Annotated in this window: 26 protein-coding genes; 17 read left to right on the top strand and 9 right to left on the bottom strand. The window is 62.3% G+C overall.

Annotated features, from left to right (window positions below; all coding sequences use genetic code 11):
• The first annotated feature begins 4 nt into the window (after positions 1-4).
• Positions 5-556: a glycine-rich domain-containing protein gene (locus IRL76_RS06950; RefSeq protein WP_200984046.1), complete on the top strand. Its 552-nt coding sequence runs from the start codon at positions 5-7 to the stop codon at positions 554-556.
• Positions 557-558: 2 nt separating this feature from the next.
• Positions 559-1,398 carry a TIGR04222 domain-containing membrane protein gene (locus IRL76_RS06945; protein ID WP_200984045.1) on the top strand — a complete coding sequence of 280 codons (840 nt, stop codon included), beginning with the start codon at positions 559-561 and terminating at the stop codon, positions 1,396-1,398.
• On the opposite strand, the gene IRL76_RS06940 is transcribed toward IRL76_RS06945, so the two are convergent.
• The gene (locus tag IRL76_RS06940) at positions 1,395-2,315 is read right to left on the bottom strand and encodes an NAD(P)/FAD-dependent oxidoreductase (protein WP_200984044.1); all 921 of its coding nucleotides are present in this window, start codon (positions 2,313-2,315) and stop codon (positions 1,395-1,397) included. The genes IRL76_RS06945 and IRL76_RS06940 overlap by 4 nt on opposite strands.
• A 56-nt stretch (positions 2,316-2,371) precedes the next feature.
• On the opposite strand from IRL76_RS06940, the gene trmD reads away from it, so the two are divergent.
• From trmD to IRL76_RS06910, 6 genes are all read left to right on the top strand, one after another.
• Positions 2,372-3,097, top strand: coding sequence for a tRNA (guanosine(37)-N1)-methyltransferase TrmD (gene trmD / locus IRL76_RS06935; protein ID WP_200984043.1), 726 nt, complete (start codon positions 2,372-2,374; stop codon positions 3,095-3,097).
• Positions 3,098-3,109: 12 nt separating this feature from the next.
• Positions 3,110-3,478, top strand: coding sequence for a 50S ribosomal protein L19 (rplS, locus tag IRL76_RS06930; protein ID WP_281388132.1), 369 nt, complete (start codon positions 3,110-3,112; stop codon positions 3,476-3,478).
• Between the two features lie 396 nt (positions 3,479-3,874).
• Positions 3,875-6,019 (top strand): S9 family peptidase, encoded by a 2,145-nt coding sequence (locus IRL76_RS06925; RefSeq protein WP_246450073.1) that lies wholly within the window; start codon positions 3,875-3,877, stop codon positions 6,017-6,019.
• Between the two features lie 85 nt (positions 6,020-6,104).
• Positions 6,105-7,130, top strand: a complete 1,026-nt coding sequence (locus IRL76_RS06920; protein WP_200984041.1) for an aspartate-semialdehyde dehydrogenase — start codon at positions 6,105-6,107, stop codon at positions 7,128-7,130.
• Positions 7,131-7,185: 55 nt separating this feature from the next.
• Positions 7,186-7,917, top strand: a complete 732-nt coding sequence (locus tag IRL76_RS06915; protein WP_246450046.1) for a dimethylarginine dimethylaminohydrolase family protein — start codon at positions 7,186-7,188, stop codon at positions 7,915-7,917.
• Positions 7,918-7,955: 38 nt separating this feature from the next.
• Entirely contained in the window at positions 7,956-8,525 is a 570-nt protein-coding gene (locus IRL76_RS06910) for a hypothetical protein (RefSeq protein ID WP_200984040.1), read from the top strand.
• Here the strand turns inward: IRL76_RS06910 and IRL76_RS06905 are convergent, their stop codons facing one another.
• From IRL76_RS06905 to IRL76_RS06895, 3 genes are read right to left on the bottom strand one after another with little or no spacing between them, the layout of a single operon-like run.
• Complete coding sequence (locus tag IRL76_RS06905) at positions 8,526-10,109, bottom strand: DHA2 family efflux MFS transporter permease subunit (protein WP_200984039.1); 1,584 nt, start codon at positions 10,107-10,109, stop codon at positions 8,526-8,528. It abuts the gene before it with no gap.
• A gap of 3 nt (positions 10,110-10,112) precedes the next feature.
• Positions 10,113-11,195, bottom strand: a complete 1,083-nt coding sequence (locus IRL76_RS06900; protein WP_200984038.1) for an HlyD family secretion protein — start codon at positions 11,193-11,195, stop codon at positions 10,113-10,115.
• Positions 11,188-11,634, bottom strand: coding sequence for a MarR family winged helix-turn-helix transcriptional regulator (locus IRL76_RS06895; protein ID WP_200984037.1), 447 nt, complete (start codon positions 11,632-11,634; stop codon positions 11,188-11,190). Before IRL76_RS06895 ends, IRL76_RS06900 begins: the two co-directional genes overlap by 8 nt.
• A gap of 78 nt (positions 11,635-11,712) precedes the next feature.
• On the opposite strand from IRL76_RS06895, the gene IRL76_RS06890 reads away from it, so the two are divergent.
• From IRL76_RS06890 to IRL76_RS06850, 9 genes are all read left to right on the top strand, one after another.
• On the top strand, positions 11,713-12,360 hold the full coding sequence (locus tag IRL76_RS06890) for a 2-hydroxychromene-2-carboxylate isomerase (protein ID WP_200984036.1): 648 nt from the start codon (positions 11,713-11,715) through the stop codon (positions 12,358-12,360).
• The gene (locus IRL76_RS06885; protein WP_200984035.1) at positions 12,357-12,806 is read left to right on the top strand and encodes a GFA family protein; all 450 of its coding nucleotides are present in this window, start codon (positions 12,357-12,359) and stop codon (positions 12,804-12,806) included. Before IRL76_RS06890 ends, IRL76_RS06885 begins: the two co-directional genes overlap by 4 nt.
• The gene (locus IRL76_RS06880; protein ID WP_200984034.1) at positions 12,803-13,252 is read left to right on the top strand and encodes a GFA family protein; all 450 of its coding nucleotides are present in this window, start codon (positions 12,803-12,805) and stop codon (positions 13,250-13,252) included. Before IRL76_RS06885 ends, IRL76_RS06880 begins: the two co-directional genes overlap by 4 nt.
• On the top strand, positions 13,249-14,004 hold the full coding sequence (locus tag IRL76_RS06875) for an alpha/beta fold hydrolase (RefSeq protein ID WP_200984033.1): 756 nt from the start codon (positions 13,249-13,251) through the stop codon (positions 14,002-14,004). Before IRL76_RS06880 ends, IRL76_RS06875 begins: the two co-directional genes overlap by 4 nt.
• Positions 14,001-14,519 carry a hypothetical protein gene (locus IRL76_RS06870; RefSeq protein ID WP_200984032.1) on the top strand — a complete coding sequence of 173 codons (519 nt, stop codon included), beginning with the start codon at positions 14,001-14,003 and terminating at the stop codon, positions 14,517-14,519. The genes IRL76_RS06875 and IRL76_RS06870 overlap by 4 nt, the downstream gene beginning before the upstream one ends.
• Before the next feature lie 71 nt (positions 14,520-14,590).
• The gene (locus IRL76_RS06865; RefSeq protein ID WP_200984031.1) at positions 14,591-16,456 is read left to right on the top strand and encodes a M2 family metallopeptidase; all 1,866 of its coding nucleotides are present in this window, start codon (positions 14,591-14,593) and stop codon (positions 16,454-16,456) included.
• A 67-nt stretch (positions 16,457-16,523) separates the two neighbouring features.
• On the top strand, positions 16,524-16,985 hold the full coding sequence (locus IRL76_RS06860; protein WP_200984030.1) for an ATP-dependent zinc protease family protein: 462 nt from the start codon (positions 16,524-16,526) through the stop codon (positions 16,983-16,985).
• Positions 16,982-17,887: a 30S ribosomal protein S6--L-glutamate ligase gene (gene rimK, locus IRL76_RS06855; RefSeq protein ID WP_200984029.1), complete on the top strand. Its 906-nt coding sequence runs from the start codon at positions 16,982-16,984 to the stop codon at positions 17,885-17,887. Before IRL76_RS06860 ends, rimK begins: the two co-directional genes overlap by 4 nt.
• Positions 17,884-18,699, top strand: a complete 816-nt coding sequence (locus IRL76_RS06850; protein WP_246450044.1) for an alpha/beta fold hydrolase — start codon at positions 17,884-17,886, stop codon at positions 18,697-18,699. The genes rimK and IRL76_RS06850 overlap by 4 nt, the downstream gene beginning before the upstream one ends.
• Before the next feature lie 52 nt (positions 18,700-18,751).
• Here IRL76_RS06850 and IRL76_RS06845 read toward each other — a convergent pair whose 3' ends face one another.
• The 5 genes from IRL76_RS06845 to rpsF form a co-directional block, all read right to left on the bottom strand.
• Positions 18,752-19,525, bottom strand: a complete 774-nt coding sequence (locus tag IRL76_RS06845; RefSeq protein WP_200984028.1) for an SDR family NAD(P)-dependent oxidoreductase — start codon at positions 19,523-19,525, stop codon at positions 18,752-18,754.
• A gap of 31 nt (positions 19,526-19,556) precedes the next feature.
• Positions 19,557-20,996, bottom strand: a complete 1,440-nt coding sequence (locus IRL76_RS06840) for an AMP nucleosidase (RefSeq protein WP_200984027.1) — start codon at positions 20,994-20,996, stop codon at positions 19,557-19,559.
• Positions 20,997-21,138: 142 nt separating this feature from the next.
• Positions 21,139-21,753, bottom strand: a complete 615-nt coding sequence (gene rplI / locus IRL76_RS06835) for a 50S ribosomal protein L9 (protein ID WP_200984026.1) — start codon at positions 21,751-21,753, stop codon at positions 21,139-21,141.
• A gap of 13 nt (positions 21,754-21,766) precedes the next feature.
• Positions 21,767-21,991, bottom strand: coding sequence for a 30S ribosomal protein S18 (gene rpsR, locus IRL76_RS06830; RefSeq protein ID WP_094062939.1), 225 nt, complete (start codon positions 21,989-21,991; stop codon positions 21,767-21,769).
• Positions 21,991-22,356: a 30S ribosomal protein S6 gene (gene rpsF, locus IRL76_RS06825; RefSeq protein WP_200984025.1), complete on the bottom strand. Its 366-nt coding sequence runs from the start codon at positions 22,354-22,356 to the stop codon at positions 21,991-21,993. The genes rpsR and rpsF overlap by 1 nt, the downstream gene beginning before the upstream one ends.
• Positions 22,357-22,511 lie beyond the last annotated feature (155 nt).

Below are 22,511 nucleotides of genomic sequence, written 5' to 3'. Positions count from 1 at the left end.
GGCGATGTCCGCCGTCGCCTCAGACCTCTGGCAGCGCCTTGCCGCCTACGAGATCGGCCCTCCCACCGCATCGCTGACCTTTGCCCAGCGTCTCGCGCGCGAGAACCGTTGGACGCTGCAATTCGCCGAGCGCGTAATCCGCGAGTACAAACGCTTCTGCTATCTCGCAGTAACTTCCGGGCACGAGGTTACTCCGTCCGATGCTGTCGACCAGGCCTGGCACCTGCACCTCACCTACAGCCGCGATTACTGGGAGCGTTTTTGTCCTGACGTTCTCGGGATGAGCCTCCACCATGGCCCTACCGCCGGCGGGGCGGTCGAGCGAAGGCGCTACTATGACCAGTATGCCGCGACGCTGAAGAGTTACGAGGAAGCTTTCGGCGAGCCTCCGCCACCCGACATCTGGCGCGATGCTCAGAGGCGCTTTGCGATCGACCCCAAGGCTTTTCGGGTGAACCCGAAAGACGTCATGGTCCTGTCACGAAACTGGCTGATAATCATCCCCATGGCAGGGACCTTGCTCTTTGTCGGCGCCCTGCTGGTCGCAGGGAGTTAGACATGATCTCCGGCTTTTCCGCATATTCCGGCAGCGAATTCCTGATGTTCTTCGGGACATTGATGGCGATGGCGATCATCGCGGGTTGGTGGCTGCCGAACTTCCTGAGGGCTGAAGGGCGCGACCAACGGGTCAGCGATCCCGGCGAACTCGCTTTCCTAGCCGGTGGCCCCAAGCGCTATACCGAGGCCACTCTCGCCTGGTTGCTGGGCAGAGGGGAAATTGAGGACGGAAGCGAAAACAAGCTGCGGGTGGTGCGTCAGGGCGGGACCACTCCGGGCGAGCGGGCGCTGACGGCGAAGGTTGGCGAGTTCGGGATCACCGAGGCTTACACGACGCTCAAGCCATACCTGCAGGACATCAAGCAGAGCCTCGCGGGCCGCGAGCTTATGATGGACAGCGGCAGCCGCTGGACGATGCGTCTGATCGGCACTGTGCCCTATCTCGTGGTCCTCACCATCGGCTGGTACCGCAAGGAGGCGGGTCAGGCACTGGGCGAACCGACCGGCTTTCTCTCGACAATGCTTTTCATCACCCTGGTCCTCGCCGTGTGGCGGTTTGCCGTCCTCGATCCCCGTACGCGCGCAGGACAGCGGGCAGTAAAGGAAGTGCAGGACCAGTCGATCCGATTGAAGACCGCGCCCACGGATGGGGAACTCGGCCTCGGGGTCGCGCTGTTCGGTACCGCGATCCTTGCCGGCACACCCTTTGCCCAACTCCATTCGATGCGCCAGGCGGCCAGCTCCGGTCCGGACGGTGGCTATTCCTCCGACAGCGGAAGCAGCAGCGACGGTGGAGGCGATGGAGGGTGCGGGGGCGGCTGCGGCGGCTGTGGCGGTTAGCGCCTGAGAGGTCGCTCTTCAGCAAGGTGGTTGCGGATTGTCGTGGCGGCCACGCCTGCCTGACCCATCGCATGGCTGATCTGGTCGAGGCCGATGACGACATCGCCTGCCGCGAAGAGGCCCGGCACGCTCGTTTCCATGTGATCGTCGACGATGATGCAGTCATCCTCGCCCACTTTCGCACCGCACGAGACGGCAAGGCCCGAGCGGACGACCGAACCGAGGGCGGGGTACATCGAATCGAAATGCATTCGGCCTTCGGCGGTGTCGAATGCGATCCGGCCGTTCTCGATAGCGAAGCCGCCACAAGGGCCGGCGACCCTTGCTATCCCGGCGGTTTCGAGCGCCTTGGAGCACTGCTCGGAAAGATCATGGTCGCCCCCCGGCGAAACCAGCGTCAGGTCGGCAGTATAGGTGCGGATGAATTGCGCCTCGGCCGTGCCATGGTCGCCCGTGCCGATGACCGCGACCTTCTTGTCGGTGACCTCGTAACCGTCGCAGACGGGGCAATAGCGAATGAGGCCGCGACTCATCGCCTCGTCGTGCAATTGCGCGTCGATGCCATCGGGGCGATTGTTGACGACACCCGTGGCGAGCAGGACGCTGCGTGCGCGAAATTCCAGGTCGTCACAGGTGACGATGAAGACCTTCCCGTCCTTTTTGAGGTCGGTCACCCGCTTGGGTTCCCTCAGGGCGCCGTAGCGCGCTGCCTGCTCCCGCATCCTCTCGAGCAAGTCCTCACCATGGATGCCATCGGGAAACCCGGCGTGGTTGTGGCTCGTCGGGATCCAGCTTGCGCGGCTCGTCCCGCAGTCGAACAGGCGGATCGAGAGGTGGTAGCGGGCAAGGTATATCGCTGCGGTCAGGCCGGCCGGCCCTGCGCCAACGATGATGCAGTCGTCGATTTGGTCGCTCATGCGCGCTTGAACGCGCGGGATGGCAAAGCGTTGCGTGAGGCGCTAGGCGGCGGCGCATGAGTTTCGCCGCGACCATCCTTACACTCTATCCCGAAATGTTTCCGGGCCCGCTCGGCGTTTCGCTCGCCGGGAGGGCAATGGAGCGCGGCGACTGGTCGTGCGAGGCGGTCCAGGTTCGCGATTTCGCGAAGGACAAGCATCGCACCGTGGACGATACACCGGCGGGTGGTGGGGCAGGGATGGTGCTCAAGCCTGACGTCATCGGAGCAGCGCTTGCGAGCGTTGCAGATGACCGACCGATACTCGCAATGACTCCGCGCGGGAAACCGATCACTCAGGAACGCATTCGCGAGATCGCTGCCGGTCCGGGGTTGACCATCCTGTGCGGTCGTTTCGAAGGCTTCGACGAGCGCATTTTCGAGGCTTTTCCGCAGGTCGAGCAGGTGTCGCTGGCGGACATCGTCCTCTCGGGCGGAGAGCCCGCCGCGCTGGCGATTCTCGACGCTTGCATTCGCCTGCTTCCGGGGGTAATGGGCGCGCCCACAAGCGGGCACGAGGAGTCGTTCGAGGACGGTCTCCTGGAATACCCGCAATATACCCGACCTCAGGAATGGGAAGGGCGCACGATCCCTGAAGTGCTGCGATCGGGGGATCATGCGAAAATCGCTGCTTGGCGCAAGGCAAGGAGCGAAGAAGACACTCGGTTACGCAGGCCGGACCTTTGGGAGCGTTACAGTGACGCTCGGGACCGACCTGCCTCTGGCGCGCGGCGAAAAGACTAAGGATATGGTTCAATGAACCTCATTCAGCAGCTCGAGGCGGAAGCCATCGAGAACCTCGGGAAGGACATTCCCGAATTCCGCGCCGGTGACACCGTGCGCGTCGGCGTGAAGGTTGTCGAAGGCACCCGTGAGCGCGTCCAGAATTTCGAAGGCGTTGTCATTGCCCGCTCGAACCGCGGCATGGGCAGCAACTTCACTGTCCGCAAGATGAGCTTCGGTGAAGGCGTGGAACGCGTGTTCCCGCTCTACTCGCCGATCGTCGACAGCATCACCGTGGTCCGCCGCGGCGTCGTGCGTCGCGCCAAGCTCTATTACCTGCGTGGCCGCACCGGCAAGCGCGCTCGTATCGCCGAGCGCAAGGTCAACGCGCCCAAGGCGTAATTCCTCCTTTCCGCAAGGACGGGAAAGTATAAAGGGCGGCTCCCTTGCGGGGGCCGCCCTTTTGCGTGGGGATCGTGAAGGAGCCGGTATTGGCTCCCCTTCGATGGTGCCGCCGCGGAACTAGTGAGCCGGAAACGCCCCGTGACGACGAGGCCTTTGTCGCAGCCGGATGTTAAGGGGATTTAAGGAAGCGCGCTTAAGGCGAAATTAGGCATGATTTTCCTCCGCCCGGTGCTTCGACTTGCCACTGGAGCCGCTCCTCGGCATCAGGCTTTGCCTGTCGCCAGGAGAGAAGCTTTGCGAAAACCGATCCTTGCCACCGCTCTGGCGCTGGGCACTTGCCTTGCTGCGCCGCTTGCTGCGCAATCCGTCACCAACAAGCAGGAAACCGCCCCCATGGAGCTGACCTTCGAACGCGTCTTTGCCTCGCCCTCGCTCGACGGGCCGGCCCCGCGCAAGGCTAAGCTGTCGCCCGACGGACGCTATCTGACCCTCCTGCGCAACCGGGCCGAGGATAAGGAACGCTACGACCTGTGGGCCTATGACCGCGAGACCATGGCGTGGTCGATGCTGGTCGACAGCGAGAAATTGGGATCGGGCCGCGAACTCAGCGAAGACGAGAAGATGCAGCGCGAGCGCGCGCGGGTCGGCAACCTCAAGGGCATCATCGACTACCAGTGGACGTCCGACGGCAAGGGCATACTGGTGCCACTCGACGGCGACCTCATCCTCGCTCGGCTCGATGGCGAGATCGTCCGCCTGACCGATACGGAGGAGAGCGAACTCAATCCCGGGGTCAGCGACACCGGGCGCTATGTGTCATTCGTGCGCGACCGCCAGCTGTGGGTCGGCGAGATCGGCAAGGATGCCGCGCCGGTAACGCCGAAGGAAGGCGAGGACATTCGCTGGGGTGAAGCGGAATTCGTCGCGCAAGAGGAAATGGCACGCCTGTCGGGCTACTGGTGGTCACCCGATGACAAGCGCCTCGTAGTCGAGCGGTTCGACGAGAGCATGGTCGGTGTCGTCACGCGCGCAGCGATCGGCGCAATGGGGACCAAGGTTTACGAGCAGCGCTATCCTGTCGCAGGCAGCGCCAACGCGGTGGTCGAACTCTATGTGATGGATCCCGATGGTCAGAACCGAGTGAAGGTCGACCTTGGCGAAAATACCGACATCTACCTCGCCCGGGTCGATTGGTCGCCTGATGGCGAAGCACTCTACGTCCAGCGCCAGAACCGCGAGCAGACCGTTCTCGACATGCTCAAGGTCGATCCGGCGACCGGCAAGACCAGCGTGTTGTTCACCGAACACGCGGCGATGAAGGACTACTGGATCAACCTCAGCGACAACTACAAATGGCTCGCTGACCGATCGCTGCTGTGGTGGTCCGAACGCGACGGATACGGACACCTCTACTTGTTCCGTAAAGGCAAGTGGACGCAGTTGACCAAGGGCGAGTGGGTCGTGACCGACCTTGTCGGGATCGACCAGAAGAAGGGCCTCGCGTTCTTTCGCGGAACCAAGGACTCGGTGTTGGCGCCGCAGATCTACTCGATTCCCCTGACTGGCGGGAAACCGGCTCGGCTGACCGACCCGGCGTTCTCGAATGCAGCGAGCATGGACAAGAACGGGCAGACGCTGTTGGTCACACGATCGAACGACGACACTCCGCCGCAGAGCTTCCTGGCCGACCAGAACGGGCAGCGTATCGCCTGGATCGAGGAGAATGCGCTCGACGCCTCGCACCCCTACGCCCCCTACCTCGCCAGCCACAGGCCGGTGCAATATGGCACCATTCCAGCCGCTGACGGCACCCCGCTCCATTGGGAGATGGTCACGCCCGAGATGGCGCCCGGCAAACGCTACCCGGTCTATTTCTATCACTATGGCGGACCGGGGCCGCAGATCGTCAGCAAGGCATGGGACGGTGCGCTGCGGCAGGCGATAGTCGACGGGGGTTACATCTGGTTTGCGCTCGACAACCGCGGCAGCGCCAATCGCGGCGTCAGGTTCGAACAGCCGATCTATCGCGCCATGGGCGGGGTCGAGGTCGCCGACCAGAAGGCGGGGGGCGAGTACTTGAAGACGCTCCCCTTCGTCGATCCCGACAAGATCGCCATCGATGGCTGGTCATACGGCGGATACATGACGCTCAAGATGCTGGAGGCCGATCCGGGCCTCTACGCCGCAGGCATCAGCGGCGCCCCAGTGACCAAGTGGGAGCTCTATGACACCCATTATACCGAGCGCTACATGGGGACGCCGGAAAAGGACGGAGCAGCCTATGCCAAGTCCTCGGCGCTGGCGGATGCGGTCAAGATCACCGACCCGCTGCTCGTCATCCATGGCATGGCCGACGACAATGTCGTGTTCGAGAACGCTACGGCGGTCATTGCCGAAATGCAGGCCGCCAACGTCCCGTTCGAAATGATGCTCTATCCCGGGTATACTCACCGTGTCGCCGGCGAGAAGATTTCGCCGCACCGCTATAACACGGTATTTCGTTTCCTCGAGGCGCATGGGGTTACCCCGCCCGAGTAGCGCTTTCGTATGCGATAGCGCCTCTGCCATTGCGAAAGCGCCGGGAGACGCTATTTCCGCGTCTCCTTACCGATGGAGTGTTGAATTGGGCTATCGTGTTGCCGTGGTCGGCGCGACCGGGAATGTCGGACGCGAAATGATGATGGTGCTCGCCGAGCGCGAGTTTCCCTGTGACGAGGTGGCAGCTGTCGCCTCGAGCCGATCGGTCGGCTCGGAAGTCGAATTCGGCGACACCGGCAAGATGCTCAAATGCCAGAACATCGAGCACTTCGACTGGAATGGCTGGGACATCGCCCTGTTTGCGGCGGGCAGCGGTCCGGCGAAGGAATACGCGCCCAAGGCTGCGGCTGCCGGATGCGTGGTCATCGACAACAGCTCGCTGTTCCGCATGGATCCCGACGTGCCGCTGATCGTGCCGGAAGTGAATCCGCACGCCATCCACGACTACAAGAAGCGCAACATCATCGCCAATCCCAACTGCTCGACCGCGCAGCTGGTCGTCGCGCTGAAGCCGCTGCACGATGCGGCGACGATCAAGCGCGTGGTCGTCTCAACCTATCAGTCGGTTTCCGGCGCGGGCAAGGCGGGGATGGACGAGCTGTTCGAGCAGAGCCGCAACATCTTCGTCGGCGATCCGGTAGAGCCGGTGAAATTCACCAAGCAGATCGCCTTCAACGTCATCCCGCACATCGACGTCTTCATCGACGATGGGTCGACCAAGGAAGAGTGGAAGATGGTGGTCGAGACCAAGAAAATCCTCGATCCCAAGATCAAGCTCACCGCCACCTGCGTGCGCGTGCCGGTGTTCGTTGGCCACTCCGAAGCCGTCAGCATCGAGTTCGAGAACGAACTGGGCGCCGAACAGGCGATGGAAATCCTGCGCGAGGCGCCGGGCGTCATGCTCGTCGACAAGCGCGAAGACGGCGGATACGTGACCCCGATCGAAGCGGCTGGCGACAGCGCGACCTATGTTTCGCGCGTGCGCGAGGATCCGACGGTCGAGAACGGGCTCAACCTGTGGTGCGTCTCCGACAATTTGCGCAAAGGCGCGGCGCTGAACGCGGTGCAGATCGCGGAGCTTCTCGGGCGCGAGTGCCTCAAGAAGGGCTGACGACCTGGCTGTCTACGATTTCACCCACGCGCTCCTGCGGGCTCCCTCACAGAGCGTGACGCAGGGGCTGCGTGACGGTGACCACGACGGCCCTGCCTATGACGATGTCTTGCGCGAGCATACGGCTTACGCCGCAGCGCTGCGCTCGCTCGGCCTTGCCGTCGAGATACTCGAGCCGCTCGAAGATTATCCGGATTCGATCTTCGTCGAGGACCCGGCGCTGGTGTTCGGCGAAGGCGCGATCCTGCTCAATTCAGGAGCGCCGAGCAGGGCCGGCGAAGTCGCCGAGATCGCACCGACGCTCGAAAGACTTTTCCCGCAAGTCCTTAGCTTGATCGAAGGCCATGTCGATGGTGGCGACGTGCTCGTTACGCCCGGCGAAGTGTTGATCGGCCTATCTGCTCGGACCGATCAGACGGGAGCCGAGGCGCTGATCGTGGCGCTGGCGCAGTTGGGTCGAAAGGGAAGGGTGGTCGCAACGCCTGCTGGAGTGCTGCATTTCAAGACGGGTTGCGGGCTCATCGAAGAGGAAACCGTCGCTGTCGTTGCCGAACTCGACGACGACGCCCTGTTCGGTGGCATGCGGCGGGTGATTGTCCCCGCTGAGGAAGCAGCGGGTGCGAACCTCCTCAGAGTGAGGGACACGGTCCTGGTGGGTGAGGAATTTCCCCGGATCAGAGATTTGGTCGAGGCGCACGGCGTGACCACCATGGCGCTCCCCGTTTCCGCAATCGGCAAGATCGACGCGGGCTTGTCATGCATGTCGCTGCGTTGGCTGGCGACTTGAATCCCGGAACGCTTTTCCCGCCCGTCGCTTGTGCAGGCATGAACAAAAAGGCCATCCTGCTCGCTCTGCCTCTGGCTCTTGCCGCATGTGGCAAATCGGAACCCGCGCCATCCCCCTCGGGGTCGGTTGAGACTGCCTCTCCCGATGCGCAGCGCGCGTCTGACCGCTTGTCGGGTGCGAAGATCGTGTTGGATGCGAACGGACTAGGAGCGAAGGGCGGCATACCCCTCCGTTTCGGGGCTACTCGAACCGAAGTGGACGCTTTGGCGGCCAAGTCCTTCGGCGCAGAGGGCGAGAAATCGAGCAATGGCGAATGTGGCGCAGGCCCGATGGACTTCAGCCAGTATGGCCCGTTGCAGGTCGCCTATCTCGACGGCAAGTTCGCAGGCTGGTTCCTGCGCACGGGCGGAGGCGTCGTGACCAGCGACGGAATTCGCCCCGGCATAACAATGGATGCACTCAAGGGTGAACGTCAGGTCAGGGAAATCGAAAGCACCCTGCCGGGCGAGTTCGAATATACCACCGCAGACTACGGCACGATCATGGGGTTTGCCGAGGGCGGTAAGATCACCTCGCTCGCCGCCGGCGTAACCTGCTTCTTCCGCTGATCACTCGCCGGGTGGAGGCAAGGGTGCTCCCATCGGCTTTGGTCGCCGCATTATGAAGGCAAGCGGGACAGCCGCCAGCGTGATCCACATCATCATCCAGAAATCGTCGATATAGGCGACCATCGCGGCCTGACGATTGGCTTCCAGGTCGAGCATGCGCAACGCCACTTCGCCGAGGTTCTGGTAGCGGTCGACCGTGCTCACATCGATCACGCTGGACACCGAAGCTCCCGTCACTTCGGATGCGATGTCAGCATGGGCAGTCTGCAGATTTCGCGCCAGCATGACTGTGGTCAGCGAGATGCCCGCCGATGCGCCGAGCGAGCGGAACAGATTGAGCAAGCTCGAACCGTCGGTCCGCAGGCGTGGTGGCAGGGTGCCAAACGCGCTGACATTGAGCGGGATGAAGACGAGACCCATGCCGAGCCCCTGCACGAGACCCGACGCGACGATGTGAAGGCGATCAACGCCCAACGACCACTGGGCCATCTCGTACAGAGAGATTGCGCAGATGATAAAGCCGGTCGCGACAACCGGACGGGGATCGAAGTTCCTTCGCATCGCCATTCCGGCAAACTGCATCGAGATGAGCACGCCGATCCCGCGCGGCATCAACACCAGTCCGGTATCGATCACGTCATAACCCATCAGCTGCTGCAGCATGGGCGGCAGAAGGGCCATTGTCGCGAACATGACGACTCCGATGGCAAGCATGAAGCCCATCGCAATGGCGAAGTTCCGATCGGCGAACAGTGCCCGGTCGAACAGCGGCATCTTCGCAGTGTTGAGGTGGATTACCGCCATCCAGGTCGCCGAGATGAACAGGAAGGTCCACATCCAGATTTCGTAACTGTCGTACCAGTCGAGCGTCTGTCCGCGATCGAGAAGCATCTGGAAACTGGCTAGCGCGATGCCGACGAACGCGAAGCCGGCGAGGTCGAAGGGGCGCTTTTCAATCTCCCGGTGAGGCAGGTACGCCATCAGGATTGCCAGGCTCAGGATACCGATGGGCAGGTTGACGTAGAACACCCAGCGCCAGTTTGCCTGCTCGGTCAGCCAACCACCCAACACTGGTCCCAGAATGGGGCCGATCATGATGCCCATGCCCCACAGGGCCATCATTTGAGCGTGTTTACTGGGCTTGTTGGTGTCGAGCATGAAGGCCTGGCTCAAGGGCGCGATGAACGCGCCCGAGATGCCCTGCAGGGCCCGGAACAGCACCATTTCCTCGAGGTTCTGCGCGATCCCGCACAGCATCGATGTGACGATGAACGCGAAAACCGACCCGATGAACAGCCGGCGTCCGCCGATGCGGTCCGACAGCCATCCGGTGATGGGCAGGGCCACGGCGCTGGCGACGATATAGCTCGTCAACACCCAGGTGATTGTCTCGGTAGTCGCGCCCAGGCTGGTGCGCATGTGGGGGATCGCGACGTTGGCGATGGTCGTGTCGAGGATCTGGAGAAGCGATGCCCCCATGATCCCGATTACCAGCACGCCGGGATTGTCGACGGGCAGTTGGGCCACGTCAGCCGCAGGGGCTGCTGGTGCGCCCGATCCCGAGGGGATGGCACGAGTTGCCATAGCTTAGTGCTTCTTGCCGTCGGTGAAGACGGTAACCTCGGTCGACAGGCCCGCGATCAGGGGGCGCGGGCTCGTCTCGTCGATGGCGATCCGCACGGGAACACGCTGGGTGACCTTGACCCAGTTACCCGTGGCGTTCTGCGCCGGGATGACGGAGAATTCGCTACCGGTGCCTGCACCGATCGAGGCGACGTGACCCTTCAGCTTGAGGCCCGGATAGGCGTCGAACTCAACTTCGGCAGGCTGTCCCACCTGCATGTTGGCTAGGTCGGTTTCCTTGAAATTGGCTTCCACATAGCTGCTGCCGTCGGCGACCAGCGTCAGCACAGGCAGGCCCTGGACGACCTGTTGTCCGGCCTGGAGCCGGTCGGCTTGCGCGATACGGCCAGCAGCGGGGGCGCGAACCTCTGTCCGGCGTAGCTGGAGCTGGGCAACCGCCCGCTGTGCCTTGCCCGTGGCGACCTGCGGGTTCTCGCCCGGGACAGCCGAGCCGGTTGCGAGCTTGGCGCCAGCGGCCTGCTGCCGCGCTTCGGCCTGGCGCAGTTGCTCGCGCGCCTGGTTTACTGCGTGCTGGGCCGCATCGTGTTCGGTCTTGGTCAGGAAGCCACGGTTGAACAACTCGTCCTTGCGGCGGAAATTCGCTTGCGCAAAAGCGATGTCCTCGCGTGCGGCCGCAATGTCTGCGCCCGAGAGGTCGGCCGAATTCGACAGCGCGGTCACATTGGCCTGCGCAGTTGCGATGGCGGCATCGGCCTGCGCGATCTGGAGGCGATAGGGCTCGGGATCGATACGGAAAAGCAGGTCGCCAGTCTTAACGCTGTCGCCTTCCTTGACCATCACCTCGACAATCTCGCCGCCGACTTGCGAACTGATCGATACCTTGTCCTGCTGGATATAGGCGTTGTCGGTGCTGACCTGGCCCTGCAGCGAAAGCCAATAGAAGCCTCCCGCGACTAGCAGCACCAAGGGAACGCTGAGCATCAGGGCCAGGCGGCCCCATTTGCGCTTGGGCTTGTCGGTGGCAACATAGTCCTCGACGATGACCGTATTGGTCTCACCCTGGATCTGCGGATCGGCCTCAGCCATTTGCGACGTCCTTGAATTCACGTTCGGCCGACAGATTGGCCGAAACTTTCTCGAGCAGTTCGGCCAGCGTCTCGCGCTCGCCACTGGAAAGGCCCTCGGCCATGTCCTCGACCAGGCCGTTGACGATAACCCGCAAGGGCTCGACGATTTCCCGGCTTTTCGCAGTGAGGTGGAGCAGGCGAGCCCGCCGATCGGTCGGATCGGGCACGCGCTCGATCCACCCCGCTTCTTCCATGCGGTCTACGAGACGGGTGAGTGTGATCGGCTCGACCTCGATCCGTTCGGCATAGAAGGCCTGGTTGTTGTCGGGAAATTTGAACAGGCTGAGCAGTAAGCGCGCCTGCACGGCAGTCAGGCCGAGGCTCCGCACACGTTCGTCGAATGTCTTGCGCAGCAATCGACCGCTGTCAGAAAGAAGATATCCGAGATTGGTTTCCATAGCGGCGCATATAATAAGCATGCTTACTATTGCAAGCAAGACTTCACGCGGCGATACGAATGCACGAGGGAGGACTCGATGACGCTCACTGCCGATCTCTTTTTCAGCTTCCGATCGCCCTACAGCTACCTTTCGAGCGGCAGGTACCGTGCCATGTCGGAGGAATATGACGTCGATATCGCGCTGCGTCCGGTCTATCCGCTAGCAGTGCGCCAGCCCGATTTCTTCGAGCGCAATCATCCCAACTGGCTCGGTTACACCATGCGCGACATGATCCGTGTGGCGCAGTTCCACAGCATCCCCTTCGGTGCGCCGCGACCCGATCCAATCATTCAGAACGTGATGACGCGGGAAATTGCAGCCGAGCAGCCTTACATCCGTCGTGTCACGCGGATGGGGCAGGCGGCAGCGAGGCGGGGCAAGGGGCTCGTATTCGCAGCCGAGGCCGGGCGGATGATATGGGGTGGGCAAGAGAACTGGCACGAGGGTGACCATCTTGCGACGGCTTTGGAGCGTGCCGGTCTCGATGCGACCGAAATCGAAGTCGAGGTCGCGAGCGAGGCCGAGGCGCTCGATGCGGAAATCGCGGCCAACCAGGCCGCGCTCGAAGCGGCAGGTCACTGGGGCGTACCGACCCTTGTCTTCGAGGGGGAGCCGTTCTTCGGACAGGATCGTATCGACATGGTCAAATGGCGCATGGAGCAGAGAGGTCTGGCAAGGCGATGAAAGGCGAAGTGACCGGCGGGTGCCTTTGCGGATCGGTGCGCTACACTTTGCGCGAAGGTTTCCGGCTCAACCCCTACGCCTGCCATTGCACCGACTGCCAGAGCCGCACCGGCTCGGCCTTCAGCGAACACATGCTGTTCGCACTCGGCGATCTGGAGATCTCCGGCGAACTCGATGTCGGAGAATACGACCAGCCCAGTGGAGCGCATTCGCGCATTTTCGGCTGTGTCCGGTGCAAGTCGCGGATCTACGCAGTGAACGACAGTCGCGAAGGGATGGCCAGTTTGCGCTGCGGAACACTCGATTTGAGCGCTTCATTCACACCTGCCGCGCATGTCTGGGTGAAGAGCAAGCAGCCGTGGATCGGCCTGCCAGCCGATGCCAGGGTAATGGAAGAACAGCCGCGCAGCAGCGAGGACTGGATCAAGTTCGTGGGGATAGCATGAGTTATTCAGGTGTGAAGGAAGGCGGCTGCCAGTGCGGCCGCGTCCGGTACAGAGTCGATGTCGAGGGTGCCGAGGCCTACCTCTGCCATTGCCGCATGTGCCAGAAGGCGACCGGCGGCTTCGCGGCGGCCTTCGTGCAGGTCGAAGACGATCACCTGACTTGGGAAAGCCAACCAGATTGGTACGACAGCAGTCCGATCGCACAGCGCCCGTTCTGCAAGCATTGCGGCACGCCGCTGGGCTTCCGCTTCAAGGACGGGACGGGCCAGGATTTGACGGTCGGCAGCTTCGACGATCCCTCCGATTTCGTGCCGATTGCCCATGCCGGAGCCGAGAGCCTGCACGAGGCATGGATCGACCTTCGTGCGCTCCCCCGGCAACGCAGCGAAGACACCAAGAGTGTCGCCGACCGCTGGCACCAGGCAGGTCTTGAGGTTCCCGAATGAGAACCGAGCGCTTCGCCAGTTTCGACGGAGTCGAACTTGCCCTGCATCGTCACGGGGCAGGCAGGCCATTCGTCCTGCTCCACGGCCTGTTCTCGAGTTCGGAGATGAACTGGATCAAGTGGGGGCACCACGAGACCATCGCGGCGCGCGGCTTTGAAGTGCTGATGCTGGATTTCCGGGTGCACGGGGAGAGCGAGGTGCCGACCGATCCGGCCGCCTATCCGCAAAACGTCTTGGTGCGTGATGTCGTGGCATTGGTCGAGCATCTGGGATTGCAGGACTACGACCTTGGCGGCTTTTCGCTCGGTGCTCGCACGACGCTCCATGCCACGGCCAAGGACTTCCTCGAACCTGCTCGCGTCGTCATCGGTGGCATGGGGACCGCGGGGCTCGGCGAGTGGCAGAAGCGCGCGGGCTTTTTCCGCAGGGTTATCGATGAATTCGACAGCATCGAACAGGGCGATCCGGCCTATTTCTCCAAGATGTTCCTGAAGTCGCAGGGCGTCGACCGGGTCGCTGCACGCATGTTGCTCGACACCATGCCGGACCTCGACCTTGCCATGCTCGACAACATCACCGTACCCGCGCTGGTGGTCTGCGGCGAGGAAGACCGGGACAATGGCTCGGCGTCCGAACTGGCCGCGCTCCTTCCCGATGCCACATTCGTCGAAGTACCGGGCAATCACATGAGCAGCTGCACCAAGCCGGAAATGGGACAGGCGATTGCCGATTGGCTGGGAGACACCGCATGACACTCAAGCGCGCCTTTCTCTGGACCTGGATCGGCGGACTGGTCCTGTTCGCCATTGTGATCGCATTGAGCCTGCCGCTTGTCCTGACCGAAGTGCCGGGGGGCATCGCCGATCATCAGGCCGCCGCGACGGCGGCAGAAGTCGATCGGATCCAGAACGCATGGCGCCTGGCCGGACTATGGAACCAGGCGGCGATCGCGATGATTGGGGACCTCGTCTTGATCGGCGTGTACGGCGTTGGCTGCATGCTCGGGGGAAGGCACTTCATGACCTCCTCCACGTCTCGGGTCCGCTCTCTGGGCATGGTCTCGCTCATGGCAGGCTTCCTCTTCCTCGCCACCGACTACACTGAAACGGTGGCGCAGTTCGTGCAGCTCGTCCAATTTGAAGGCGACGATGTGCTTGCGGGACTTGCTGCGACGGTGAGGCCAATCAAGATGGCCGCGTGGATCATCGCGACCTTGGCTATCCTCCTGGCGCTCGCCCTCGACCGGAAATCGCGCCGCACCGCTTGATTAAGCTTGGCTGCAGGTGCAATCCGGTAGCCAATGAAACCAGTCGCAGATTTCCACCCGAGAGGATGACAATGAAAATCGCCCCCGTCGCGCTGTCCGCGCTCGCCATTTCGCTCGCCGCCTGTACAACTGCCAATGCGGAGCCGGTCGAGAGCGCGCCGCTGGCGCCCGCCGCCGCATCCGCCGACCAATACCCGCTGACGCCGCAAGGTGCCGCCGACTGGGTGGCGATGGTCGAAAAGGAACAGGGCAGGCTGATCGTCGAACAGGCACGCATCGACTGGATCAACGCCACTTACATCACCGACGATACAAACGCGCTTGCAGCCGATATCGGCGGCAGGGTCGCGGCAAAGTCGGTCGACTATGCCCTCGAAGCGGCCAAGTTTGCCGAAGTGAAGGGGCTTGATCCCGACGTCGAGCGCAAGCTCAACATCCTGCGCACCGCAATCAATCTTCCCGCTCCCACTACCGAGGGTGCCGCAGAGCGTGCTGCCCAGCTCGCCGTCGGCCTCGGCGCGAAATATGGTGCGGGCAAGGGCACGCTCAACGGCAAGCCGATCAACGGGTCGGATATCGAGGCCGAGATGGGCAACCTCAATCACACACCTGCGGAGTACGCGGAGATGTGGGCCAGCTGGCACACCAATGTCGGTGCGCCGATGAAGGGCGAGTACCAGGAGCTAGTGGGACTTTCGAACGCGGGGGCCAAGGAACTCGGCTTCTCCGACGTGGGTGCCATGTGGCGTTCCGGCTACGACATGACTCCCGAACAGTTTGCCGCCGAGACGGAGCGTATGTGGCAGGAAGTGAAGCCGCTCTACTTGGCGCTGCACACCTACGTCCGCTGGAAGCTCAACGAGAAGTACGGCGACAAGGTCCAGCCCAAGACCGGCCCGATCCGCGCTGACCTGCTCGGCAACATGTGGGCGCAGGAATGGGGCAATATCTACCCGCTCGTCGCACCCAAGGGCGCAGGCGACGTCGGATACGACATCTCCGACCTAATCGCCAAGAAGGGCATGAACGAGATCGACATGGTCAAGGCGGGTGAGGGCTTCTTCTCCTCGCTCGGTTTCGCGCCGCTGCCGGACACGTTCTGGACCCGCAGCCAATTTACCAAGCCCGCCGACCGCGAAGTGGTCTGCCACGCATCGGCCTGGGACATCGACAATGTCGACGATCTGCGCATCAAGATGTGCATCAAGCCCAATGCCGACGACTTCGTGACCATCCACCACGAGCTCGGCCACAACTACTACCAGCGCGCCTACAACGAGCAGCCGTTCCTCTATCTGAACGGTGCCAATGACGGCTTCCACGAGGCAATCGGCGACACCATCGCGCTTTCGATCACGCCAGAATACCTCGTCCAGATCGGCATGCTCGACCGCAAGGACGTGCCGAGCGCGGACAAGGATATCGGCCTGCTGCTTCGTCAGGCGATGGACAAGGTCGCGTTCCTGCCCTTCGGCCTGCTGGTTGACCGCTGGCGCTGGGGCGTGTTCGACGGCTCGATCACCCCTGCCGAATACAACACCGCGTGGCACGGTCTGAAGCTGCAGTACCAAGGCATCACTCCGCCGGTCGAGCGGCCTGCCGACGCATTCGATGCGGGTGCCAAGTACCACATCCCTGGCAATGTCAGCTACACGCGCTACTTCCTTGCGCGCCTGCTACAGTTCCAGTTCTACAAGGCCGCTTGTGACCAGGCCGGCTGGAAGGGGCCGCTTCACCGCTGTTCGTTCTACGGCAACAAGGAAGTCGGCAAGAACCTCAAGGCGATGCTCGAAATGGGCGCAAGCAAGCCTTGGCCCGATGCGCTGGAGGCATTCACCGGCGAGCGCCAGATGAGCGGCAAGGCGATGATGGAATACTTCGCTCCGCTCAAGAAGTGGCTCGACGAGCAGAACAAGGGCAAGCCGAGCGGTTGGTAATCCGACCGATCTTTGCCATGGGACCTCGACCCGGCAAGCGTGAGGCTTGCCGGGCGGGGGATTGCTGATGGCGAAGAACAAGGTTTTGCCGGTCGTGGGCTGGCGCGAACTGGTCCACCTGCCCGAACTCGGTCTGTCGGGCATTCCGGCAAAGATCGATACGGGCGCGCGAACCTCTTCGCTGCATGCAACGGTGCTTGAAGAGTTTGAGCGTGAAGGTCAGAAGTACGTGCGCTTCGCGGTCGACTTCCCGCAGCAGAAAGTGCGGCAGATCTGCGAAGCGGTGCATGTCGACATTCGTGGCATCACCAGTTCTAATGGCGAAACACAGTACCGTTACGTCATCAAGACGCCGATGCGGATCGGCGATGCTGAGTTTCGCGCCGAGATCAGCCTCGCAAACCGCTCGGACATGAAATTTCCCATGCTTGTCGGGCGCTCGTCGCTAAGACGCCGGTTTGTAGTCGATTCGGGCTATTCCTGGCTGCAGACGCCGGAGCTGGAAACCAAAAAGGGTCACAAGCCATGAAGATCGCCATGCTGGCGCGAAATCCGAACCTGTATTCGCACCAGCGGCTGCTGGAGGCGGCGGAGCAGCGCGGACACCAGCTCGACATCCTCAACACGCTGCGATGTACGGTGAATATCGCCAGCCATCGTCCGACGGTCAGCTACAATGGCGAAACCGTGGCGAAGTACGATGCAGTCATCCCGCGTATCGGGGCTTCGATCACCAACTACGGTCTTGCGGTCTTGCGCCAGTTCGAAATGAGCGGCGTGTGGCCATTGAACGAGAGCGTCGCCATCGGCCGCAGCCGCGACAAGCTGCGCTCGATGCAAATCCTTGCCAAGCACGGCATCGGTCTGCCGCTGACGGCCTACGCAAACGACCCCAAGCAGGCAGAAGAAATCATCAAGGCGGTGAAGGGACCGCCGGTGGTGATCAAGCTGCTCGAAGGGACACAGGGCATCGGTGTCGTGCTTGCCGAGACCATGAGCAGCGCAAAGTCGGTGATCGAGGCGTTCCGCGGCGCCAACGTCAACATCCTCGTCCAGGAATTCATCAAGGAAGCCGGCGGCACCGACATCCGTGCGCTCGTTATCGGCGGCAAGGTTGTCGCCGCGATGAAGCGCACCGGTGCAGCCGATGATTTCCGCAGCAACCTCCACCGTGGAGGCAGTGCCGAGCTGGTCAAGATCACGCCCGCAGAGCGGTCGACCGCCGTCAGCGCTGCCAAGCGCATGGGCCTCAACGTCTGCGGCGTGGACATGCTTCGGTCAAATCACGGTCCGGTGATCATGGAGGTCAACAGCTCGCCCGGTCTCGAGGGCATCGAAAGTGCGACGGGCAAGGATATCGCCGGCATGATCATCGACTTCGTCGTCGCCAATGCCAAGGCAGGGAAGACCAAGACCAAAGGCAAGGGGTGACTGAGGATCCGGCCACCCTTCACACGACCACTCGCGAAGGCGTCAAACTCGCTTGGTGGGAGCGTGGAGAGCAATTCCGCGGCAGCGCCCCGACAATGGTATTCGCGCATGCAACCGGCTTCCACGGCCGTGTATTCGATGCCATCGCCGAGTTTTTTCCCAAACGCCATATCCTTCAACTCGACATGCGCGGGCACGGCCGTTCGCAAAGTGTCCGAATTGAGCATTGGATCGAGTTCGCCCGCGACATTGCTGCCGTTTTGGCGGAAGCGCGTGTAGGGGCCGCGCAAGGCATCGGCCATTCGATGGGCGCGCATTCCATCCTCCAATGCGCCGCCGACAATCCTGACCTGTTCTCGCGGCTCGTCCTTTTCGACCCTGTGGTGCTTTCACCGGAGCTCTATGAAGGCGCCGATCCGATCGAGGATCATCCGACTTCTCGCCGCAAGAACCGGTTCGCCGGCGTCGAAGAAATGATCGACAGGTTTCGCAGTCGCGATCCCTATGACCTGTTCGATGGGCGAGTGTTCGAAGATTACTCTCGCTTCGGACTGCTACCGGCAACAGATGGGGAAGGCATGGTGCTCGCCTGCGCCCCGGAAACGGAGGCGAGCGTCTACATGACCAGCCGCAGCAATCCTGGAGTTCTCGATGCTGCGCGAAAGCTAGCCTGCCCAACCCTGGTGGTGCGGGCGAAGCAATTGGGAATGCACGACTTCAAGTCTTCACCGACCTGGCCCGGGCTGGCCGCTGCGATCCCTTATGGGCGCGACCTTTACCGTCCGGACATGACCCATTTCCATCCCTTCTAGGATCCGGCTGATGCCGCACGGATCATCGGCGAATGGATGGAAGTCAACTAAACTACGCGTTTCGCGCCATCAGTCCCCCATCGACCGGGATGACCGCACCGGTGATGTAGCTTGCAGCGGGTAGAACGAGAGAGAGCGTCATGTGCGCGACTTCCTCGGGATCGCCATATCTCTTCAAGGCAGTGCGACGCTTGGCGAAGATCACCTTGTGTTCGTCCGGCACCTTGTCGGTCATCGCCGTGCTGATTGGGCCGGGACAGATGCAATTGACCGTGATCCCTTCGGGCCCGAGATCGACCGCCAGGCCACGGGTCAGCCCGGTCACGCCGGTCTTGGCGGCGACATAAGGTGTATCTCCGGGTGTTGCACCGAGACCTTCGGTCGAAGCGATATTGACGATCCGCGCCGCATCGCTCTTGCGCAGGTGGGGGAGGGCAGCCCGGACCATTCGCTGGTGGGCGGTGAGCATGACTGCAAGCGAACGAGCCCAGATTTCCTCGTAGGCATCGCCCTCGTCGAGGGGGCAGAAGCTGGAAACGCCGGCATTGTTGACGAGGATGTCGATCCCGCCGAAGTCTTCCGCGACCTGAGCAACCACACGCTTGATAGCGTCTGCGTCACCAACATCGAGCGCATAGGGCCTGGCATTAGTCCCGCAATCTCGCGCAACTTCCTGGCAGGCCGCTACGTCGAGATCGGTCACCGCGACCTTGGCACCCTGTTCGGCGAACAACCTTGCAGTAGCGCGCCCCATTCCGCTGGCGGCGCCGGTCACGATAGCGACACGTCCGGCAATTGATCGCGATCGGTTCGGTGTTTCCGACATCCATCTCTCCCCTACAATCAAGGGGAGCTTATCACCTGAACGGCGGCTCGTTGAAAGCGCGCAGTTTGCGGCTGTGGAGCCTCGGCCCCTCGTCACGTAGCAGGCGACAGGCGGTGACGCCGATCTCGAGATGGGCCGCGATCGCTTCTTCGTAGAACTTGTTAGCCTGGCCGGGCAGCTTGATTTCGCCGTGAAGCGGTTTGTCCGAAACGCATAGCAGCGTGCCGTAGGGGACGCGGAAGCGGTACCCCTGTCCGGCGATGGTAGCGCTTTCCATGTCGACCCCGACTGCGCGACTGAGGCTCATGCGGTGGGCCGACTGGGTATAGCGAAGCTCCCAGTTACGGTCGTCGGTGGTGACTACGGTGCCGGTGCGCATGCGCTTCTTGAGATCGGCACCATGTTCGCCCGACACCATTTCGGCGGCCTTGGCGAGAGCCTGCTGGACCTCGGCGATGGCGGGCAGGGGAATCTCCGGCGGAAGGACGGGATCGAGCACGTGGTCGTCGCGCAGGTATGCATGCGCGAGTACGTAGTCGCCGATCTTCTGGCTCGGACGAAGGCCTCCACAGTGGCCGATCATCAGCCAGGCCTCGGGGCGCAGTACGGCGAGGTGGTCGCAAATCGTCTTCGCGTTTGAAGGTCCGACGCCGATATTCACCAGCGTGATACCCTCGTGGTCGGGACCGACGAGGTGATAGGCCGGCATCTGGTGACGTCGCCACGCGGTATCGGACAACTGTTCGCGCGCGTTTTCGGTCTTCTCGGTGAGCAGGAGACCACCGGCGCCGGCCAGCGCAGTGTAACCGTTCTCGCCCAGCTGTGCGCCCGCCCAATCGACGAATTCGTCGACATAGCGGTGGTAGTTGGTGAACAGGATGAAGCGCTGGAAGTGCTCGGGCGCCGTCCCGGTATAGTGGGCAAGACGCGCAAGGCTGAAATCGGTGCGCAGGCCATCGAACAGCGAAAGTGGGATGGCGTCGTCTGCGCCGCCAAGGATCATGCCGTCCGCCAGCTCGTCACCGATGTCGGCAAGCTCGGTTGAGGGGAAGTGGCGAGCGACCGAGTTGGGATCTACTCCGACGAGTACCGAACTGGCCTCGCCATCGAGCACATAGGGGAAGGGGATTTCCTGGCGCGAGGAGCCGACCTCAACCTCGACCTCGTAATTTTCCGAGATCAGTTCGAGCTGTTCCTTGAGATAGTCGCGAAACAGTGCCGGGCGGGTAACCGTGGTGGTGTAAAGGCCCGGCGCATTGAGGCGGCCAAAGGCACGGTTGCGGTCTTCCGGTTGTTCGCCGCCGCGAAAGCGCAGGCGCAGTTCGGGATAGGCATAGCTGCCGTCGGCGCGGCGCTCGGGTGCGGGAAGATCGCGGTTGCGACCGTAGGCGATGACATCCTCGCGCAGCCGAAGGACTGCGGTTTCGTAGACGGCCTCGAGCCGGTCGAGGACCTGGTCGATATTTTCCATGGGCGTTTACTCCTGCCTCTTGTGTTTATCGTTGGCGTTTATCGTTTTGGCCCCATGCCACATGGCAGGGGTATATTACAAAAAGGGCGCGACCCTTGCGGATCGCGCCCTCTTGTTCTCTTGAGAGAGTTTCGAAGCAGGCTCAGGCCTCTTCTTCGCTCTCGCTGCCTTCGAGCATGTCGGCGGGGATTTCGCCGGGCTCGAGCGTGGGGTCGACGGCTTCGGTGAAACCGGCGCCGCCTTCGGCAGCCTGATCTTCTTCGAACATGGCAGCCATGACGTCGACGCCCTGGCGCTGCAGTTCAGCCTCGTCGTCCGAACGGGCGACATTGGCCTTGATCGTGATCGAGACTTCGGGGTGCAGGTCGACGCGAACATCGTGCATGCCGATGGTCTTGATCGGATGACCCATGATCACCTGCTTCTTGTCGATCTCGTGGCCCTGCTCGCCGAGAGCAAGGGCGATGTCACGGACATTGACCGAACCGTAGAGCTGGCCGGTGTTCGACGACGCGCGGATCAGGACGATCTCTGCGCCTTCGACCTTCTGGCCGGCCTTTTCGGCTTCGGTGCGGCGTTCCGCGTTTTCCTTTTCCAGGCGGTCGCGATTCGCTTCGAAGACCTTCTTGTTGGCTTCGTTGGCGCGCAGTGCCTTCTTCTGCGGGAGCAGGAAGTTGCGGGCATAGCCGTCCTTCACGGTGACGACGTCGCCGATGGTGCCGAGCTTCTCGATACGTTCGAGGAGAATGATATCCATGTGCCTTCTCCTCTTACTTCACGATGTACGGCAGCAGGCCGATGTGGCGGGCGCGCTTGATGGCCTTGGCCAGTTCACGCTGCTTCTTCGCGCTGACGGCGGTGATGCGGCTCGGGACGATCTTGCCACGCTCGGACATGAAGCCCTGGAGGAGGCGCACATCCTTGTAGTCGATCGCGGGGGCGTTCTTGCCCGAGAACGGGCAGGACTTGCGGCGGCGGAAAAACGGGCGGGCCATCAGTCGCGCTCCTCACGGTTTTCGCGACGCTTCTTGTCGCGTTCGTTCTTGCGCATCATGACCGACGGGCCAGCTTCGTGCTGGTCCACGGCGATCGTCATGTAACGGATCACGTCTTCGTTGATGCGGGTCTGGCGCTCGAGTTCTGCAACGACGGAGCCGGGGCCCTCGATGTTGAGCAGAACGAAGTGCGCCTTGCGGTTGCGGTCGATCTTGTAGGCGAGGTTCTTGAGGCCCCAAGTCTCCGTCTTGGTGACCTTGCCGTCGTTCTTCTCGACAATCTCGGTAGCCTGCGCTGCCAATGCATCGACCTGAGCCTGGCTCAGATCCTGGCGCGCAAGGAACACGTGCTCATAAAGAGCCATGTGGACTTCCTTTCACTTCGGGCCGATCGCTGGCTGATCCGCGGGATTGCGGGGCCCCTCCGGCTTTCTTCGAATCCCTGCCCGGAAGCGAGGGATGCGCGCACATAGCCGGATTTGCGGGGAATGCAAGGCTTGCGACCTTGGAACGGTGCGGG

The sequence above is a fragment of the Qipengyuania soli genome, from assembly GCF_015529805.1.
GTDB lineage: Bacteria > Pseudomonadota > Alphaproteobacteria > Sphingomonadales > Sphingomonadaceae > Qipengyuania > Qipengyuania soli.
The sequence above is the reverse complement of the archived record's forward strand: the minus strand, read 5'-3'. Positions and strand labels throughout refer to the sequence as shown.

Excerpts from the sequence above, each read along its gene's own strand:
- IRL76_RS06950 (WP_200984046.1), top strand. The coding sequence starts at position 5 with ATGTCCGCCGTCGCCTCAGACCTCTGGCAGCGCCTTGCCGCCTACGAG.
- IRL76_RS06945 (WP_200984045.1), top strand. The coding sequence starts at position 559 with ATGATCTCCGGCTTTTCCGCATATTCCGGCAGCGAATTCCTGATGTTC.
- IRL76_RS06940 (WP_200984044.1), bottom strand. The coding sequence starts at position 2,315 with ATGAGCGACCAAATCGACGACTGCATCATCGTTGGCGCAGGGCCGGCC.
- trmD (WP_200984043.1), top strand. The coding sequence starts at position 2,372 with ATGAGTTTCGCCGCGACCATCCTTACACTCTATCCCGAAATGTTTCCG.
- rplS (WP_281388132.1), top strand. The coding sequence starts at position 3,110 with ATGAACCTCATTCAGCAGCTCGAGGCGGAAGCCATCGAGAACCTCGGG.
- IRL76_RS06925 (WP_246450073.1), top strand. The coding sequence starts at position 3,875 with ATGGAGCTGACCTTCGAACGCGTCTTTGCCTCGCCCTCGCTCGACGGG.
- IRL76_RS06910 (WP_200984040.1), top strand. The coding sequence starts at position 7,956 with ATGAACAAAAAGGCCATCCTGCTCGCTCTGCCTCTGGCTCTTGCCGCA.
- IRL76_RS06905 (WP_200984039.1), bottom strand. The coding sequence starts at position 10,109 with ATGGCAACTCGTGCCATCCCCTCGGGATCGGGCGCACCAGCAGCCCCT.
- IRL76_RS06900 (WP_200984038.1), bottom strand. The coding sequence starts at position 11,195 with ATGGCTGAGGCCGATCCGCAGATCCAGGGTGAGACCAATACGGTCATC.
- IRL76_RS06895 (WP_200984037.1), bottom strand. The coding sequence starts at position 11,634 with ATGGAAACCAATCTCGGATATCTTCTTTCTGACAGCGGTCGATTGCTG.
- IRL76_RS06890 (WP_200984036.1), top strand. The coding sequence starts at position 11,713 with ATGACGCTCACTGCCGATCTCTTTTTCAGCTTCCGATCGCCCTACAGC.
- IRL76_RS06885 (WP_200984035.1), top strand. The coding sequence starts at position 12,357 with ATGAAAGGCGAAGTGACCGGCGGGTGCCTTTGCGGATCGGTGCGCTAC.
- IRL76_RS06880 (WP_200984034.1), top strand. The coding sequence starts at position 12,803 with ATGAGTTATTCAGGTGTGAAGGAAGGCGGCTGCCAGTGCGGCCGCGTC.
- IRL76_RS06875 (WP_200984033.1), top strand. The coding sequence starts at position 13,249 with ATGAGAACCGAGCGCTTCGCCAGTTTCGACGGAGTCGAACTTGCCCTG.
- IRL76_RS06870 (WP_200984032.1), top strand. The coding sequence starts at position 14,001 with ATGACACTCAAGCGCGCCTTTCTCTGGACCTGGATCGGCGGACTGGTC.
- IRL76_RS06865 (WP_200984031.1), top strand. The coding sequence starts at position 14,591 with ATGAAAATCGCCCCCGTCGCGCTGTCCGCGCTCGCCATTTCGCTCGCC.
- IRL76_RS06860 (WP_200984030.1), top strand. The coding sequence starts at position 16,524 with ATGGCGAAGAACAAGGTTTTGCCGGTCGTGGGCTGGCGCGAACTGGTC.
- rimK (WP_200984029.1), top strand. The coding sequence starts at position 16,982 with ATGAAGATCGCCATGCTGGCGCGAAATCCGAACCTGTATTCGCACCAG.
- IRL76_RS06845 (WP_200984028.1), bottom strand. The coding sequence starts at position 19,525 with ATGTCGGAAACACCGAACCGATCGCGATCAATTGCCGGACGTGTCGCT.
- IRL76_RS06840 (WP_200984027.1), bottom strand. The coding sequence starts at position 20,996 with ATGGAAAATATCGACCAGGTCCTCGACCGGCTCGAGGCCGTCTACGAA.
- rplI (WP_200984026.1), bottom strand. The coding sequence starts at position 21,753 with ATGGATATCATTCTCCTCGAACGTATCGAGAAGCTCGGCACCATCGGC.
- rpsR (WP_094062939.1), bottom strand. The coding sequence starts at position 21,991 with ATGGCCCGCCCGTTTTTCCGCCGCCGCAAGTCCTGCCCGTTCTCGGGC.
- rpsF (WP_200984025.1), bottom strand. The coding sequence starts at position 22,356 with ATGGCTCTTTATGAGCACGTGTTCCTTGCGCGCCAGGATCTGAGCCAG.